This is a genomic window from Streptomyces sp. SID11385 (assembly GCF_010548245.1).
In the GTDB taxonomy this organism is placed as follows: domain Bacteria; phylum Actinomycetota; class Actinomycetes; order Streptomycetales; family Streptomycetaceae; genus Streptomyces.
The window spans coordinates 1-3,574 of sequence record NZ_JAAGLR010000192.1 but is presented as its reverse complement, the minus strand read 5'-3'; the positions used below and the strand labels follow the sequence as shown (position 1 = coordinate 3,574).

4 protein-coding genes and 1 riboswitch are annotated in these 3,574 nt (G+C 75.8%); of the genes, 1 reads left to right on the top strand and 3 read right to left on the bottom strand.

Annotated elements, in window-relative coordinates; all coding sequences use genetic code 11:
* From G3I42_RS37405 to G3I42_RS06175, 3 genes are all read right to left on the bottom strand, one after another.
* Window positions 1–189, bottom strand: a 189-nt coding sequence (locus G3I42_RS37405) for a thiamine phosphate synthase (RefSeq protein ID WP_343244467.1), incomplete at its 3' end; no start/stop codon positions are given.
* Entirely contained in the window at window positions 186–980 is a 795-nt protein-coding gene (gene thiM / locus G3I42_RS06180; RefSeq protein WP_164283124.1) for a hydroxyethylthiazole kinase, read from the bottom strand. The genes thiM and G3I42_RS37405, both read right to left, overlap by 4 nt.
* 23 nt (window positions 981–1,003) lie before the next feature.
* A complete protein-coding gene (locus G3I42_RS06175) occupies window positions 1,004–2,359 on the bottom strand; it encodes a cytosine permease (protein ID WP_203606423.1) in 1,356 nt (451 codons plus the stop codon).
* A 78-nt stretch (window positions 2,360–2,437) separates the two neighbouring features.
* Window positions 2,438–2,531: riboswitch (TPP riboswitch) on the bottom strand.
* A gap of 200 nt (window positions 2,532–2,731) precedes the next feature.
* Between G3I42_RS06175 and G3I42_RS06170 the strand changes: the two genes are divergently transcribed.
* A partial coding sequence (locus G3I42_RS06170) for a YbdK family carboxylate-amine ligase (protein ID WP_164283122.1) occupies window positions 2,732–3,574 on the top strand: 843 nt, incomplete at its 3' end.

Sequence of the window (3,574 nt, the reverse complement as noted above, 5' to 3'; positions counted from 1 at the left end):
CGGCGGCAGCACGGCGGCCACCGCGCGCACCTGCTCCAGGAAGGCCCGCCCGCCCGCGTCCTTCTCGCGCACCTGCACCGCCGTGACCCCGCCCGCCACCGCGGCGGCGACCGTCTCCGCGACGGTCCGCCCGCGCGCGGCGCACTGCGCGGTGTCCGTCACGAGGTACACCGAGAGGTCCGCTGTCACGACAGCGCCGCCCGCGCCACGAGGTCCCCGTCCCCCACGGCGGCCAGCGCGTCCAGGAAGCGGACCGCGAAGGTCCCCGGTCCCGGGCGCCCCCGCGCCGCCAGCTCGGCCGCGACCGTGTACGTCGTCACCGCCGCCACCGTCGCGTCGAGCACGTCCTCCGTCACCGCCGCGAAGGCCGCCATCACCGCGCCGAGCGCGCACCCGCCGCCCGTCACCTTCGTGAGCAGCGCGTCCCCGTTCGCGATCCGCACCGTCCGCGTCCCGTCCGTCACGAGGTCCACGGGCCCCGAGACCGCGACGACCGCGCCGCTCGTCCGGGCCAGCTCCCGCGCCGCGTCCGCCGCCTGCTCGACCTTCTCGGCCGCGTCCACGCCGCGCCCGCCCGCCCCGGCCCCCGCGAGCGCCAGGATCTCGGAGGCGTTGCCCCGTACGACCGCGGGGCCGAGCGCGAGCAACGCGTGGGCGAGCGGCGTACGCACCGGGAGCGCCCCGATCGCGACCGGGTCGAGCACCCACGGCGTGCCCGCCTCGCGCGCCGCCGTCGCCACCTCCGTCATCGCGGCGCGCTGCTCGGCCTGCGGCGTGCCGAGGTTGACGAGGACGCCGCCCGCGACCCGCGCGAAGGCGCTCGCCTCGACCGGGATGTCGACCATCGCGGGCGAGGCGCCGAGCGCGAGCAGCGCGTTCGCGGTGAAGTTCGTGACGACCGTGTTGGTCAGGCACTGCACGAGCGGCTCGGCGCCGCGTACCCGCGCGAGCGCGGCGCGGCTTGCTTCCAGCGAGGACATGGGAGGGCTCCTGGGGGGCGGGGTCAGACGGAGGCGCGGTCGCGCCGGGTGCGCAGCCGCAGCGGGGCGTAGACGAGCAGCGCCACCACGAAGGCGACGTAGTAGGCGAGGTCGGCGCCGTGCAGCGCGTCGGCGACGGGACCCGCGTACAGCGAGGTGTTCATGAACGGCACGGCGGCGGCGAAACCCGCGAGGAAGGCCAGGGGAGCGGGCCACCAGGGCACGGGGCGCGCGCTCTCGGCGGCGAGGTCGAGCCCCGCGCCCGTACGCGCCCGTTCCCGGGCCCGTACGCGCCAGTCCACGACGACGACGGCGACGAACCCCGGAATCCAGTAGCCCACGAAGAGCAGCACGTTCTGGAAGCGCGCGGTCGTGTCGGCGGCGTGCATCCACAGCACGAGCGGCAGCCCGAGCGCCGCGGCACCGGCGGCGGCGAAGGGGCGCGGGACGCGCACGCCGACCGTCTGGAGCGCGAGCGAGCCGCTGTAGTCGTTCATCGCGTTGCTGCACAGCGCCGCGAGCGCGACGGCGAGCAGCCCGAAGCCGCCGAGCCAGCCCCCGCCGAGCAGCTTCTGCACGCCGCCCGCCGTCTGGTCGGTGAACACCGAGGCGCCCCACAGGCCGAGCGTCTGCACCACGACGAAGGACAGGCTCACACCGAGCAGCGTGTACCAGAACATCCGCGTGCGCGAGGTCTTCGCCGGCAGGTAGCGGCTGAAGTCGCTCGCGTACGGGGCCCAGGACAGCGACAGGCTCAGCGCGACCGTGCTGGTCAGCATGATCGCGCCGAAGCGGTCCATGCCGTGGACGGTGCCGCTCGTCGCCGGGCTCACGCCGTCGAGCATCTTCACGGCGAGGACGACGAAGGCCACCGCGAGGACGAACGACATGAGCTTCTGGAGCCGGTGGATCGCCTCGTAACCGAGCGCCCCCACGAGGCCCTGCACGGCCATCATGACGAGCACGCCGAGCCAGAACGGCCAGCCGAGGAGCCGCGCGAGCGCGTCCCCGCCGAAGAGGCCGATGAGCGCGTCCCACGCGACCGAGGAGAGCCACTGGAGGATGCCCGGCAGGACGACCGCGGGCCCGAAGGCGAGCCGCGAGAGCGGGAGCTGACCGGCGCCGGTCCTGCTGCCCCACGTACCGAGGTACGCGACGGGCACCGCCCCGAGCAGCGTGCCCGCGACGACGGCGGCGAGCGCGGTCGCGAAGTCGAGGCCGAGGACGATGCCGAGGGTGCCCGTGAAGACGCCCGTCATGGTGAGGTTCGGCGCGAACCACACCGTGAAGAGCCTGCCCGGGCCGCCGTAGCGCCGGTCCTCGGGCACCGGCGCGATGCCGTGCGCCTCGACGCGCAGGTCGCCGGGGGCCTCGGGCATCCGGCCGCCGAAGACACGAGCGGCCGGCCGCGCCTGCTGAAGGGCCGCGCCCTCCGGGGCGCGTCCGGGGGCATGCGGCAATGACATGGAAGACATCCCTCCGCCAGTACGAGCTGGTTCAGGTTCGACGGGTGTGATCTCAGCCCCTGGTGGGGCACCCCGTGTCCGGTGATGCGGCCAGCGTAACGCCTGGTCGCGTCGCGCGGCGAAGGACCTTCGCGCCCCCGGATCGCGGAAGCACGGACTCCGTGCGCCGGGGCGCCCCGTATGCGCTCTCCTGAGCCCCTCCCGCCGGCGGCAAAGTGGAGAGGCCCGGCCCCGGGGCCCGCCGCCGGGGCCCCGCGTCCCACTCCACTCCCAAGGAGCTGCCGCATGCCCGCCAGCCCAACGCAGAGCGGGGGCGCGGGCTTACCCCCGGCCCCCAGCGCGCCCCCCACTCTCGGCGTCGAGGAGGAGTTCCTGCTGGTCGACGCCGAGACCCTGCTCCCGGTCGACGCCGCCGAACGGGTACTCGACGTGCACCACCGGCTCCACCCGGGCGGAGCGGTGACGGTCCCGCAGCGCGAACTGCTCAGCAGCATGATCGAGACGACGAGTCCGGTGTGCGCGGGCCTGCCCGAGCTGCGCGCCGAGGTCTCCGCCGCGCGCGAACGCCTCGTCGAGGCGGCTGGGAAGGCCGGCTGCCGCGTCCTCGCCCACGGCACGGCGGCGCGCCAGGCCCCGCCCCGCACCCCCACCGCGGCCCCGCACTACCGCGACGTCGCCGGGCTCTACCGGCTCCTCGCCGAGGGCACCGAGACCTGCGGCTGCCACGTCCACGTCGGCGTCCCCGACCGCGAGGCCGCGGTGCACGCCCTCGACCACGTGCGCCCCTGGCTGCCCGTGCTCCTCGCGCTCTCGGCGAACTCCCCGTACGAGCACGGCGTGGACACCGGGTTCGCGAGCTGGCGCACGATGGTCCTCTCGCGCTGGCCCACGACGCAGATCCCGCCGTACTTCGCGGACGCGGCCGACTACGACGCCACCCACCGCCGGCTCTTCGCGACCGGCGTCCTCCCCGAGCGCGCCCGCAACGCCTACTGGCTCGCGCGCCCTTCCGCGCACGTCCCGACGCTGGAGGTGCGCGTCGCCGACGTCATGCCGACCGTGCGCGAGGTCGCCGCGCAGGCCGGGCTGACGCGCGCGCTCGTGGTGACGGCGCTGCGCGAGCGGGCG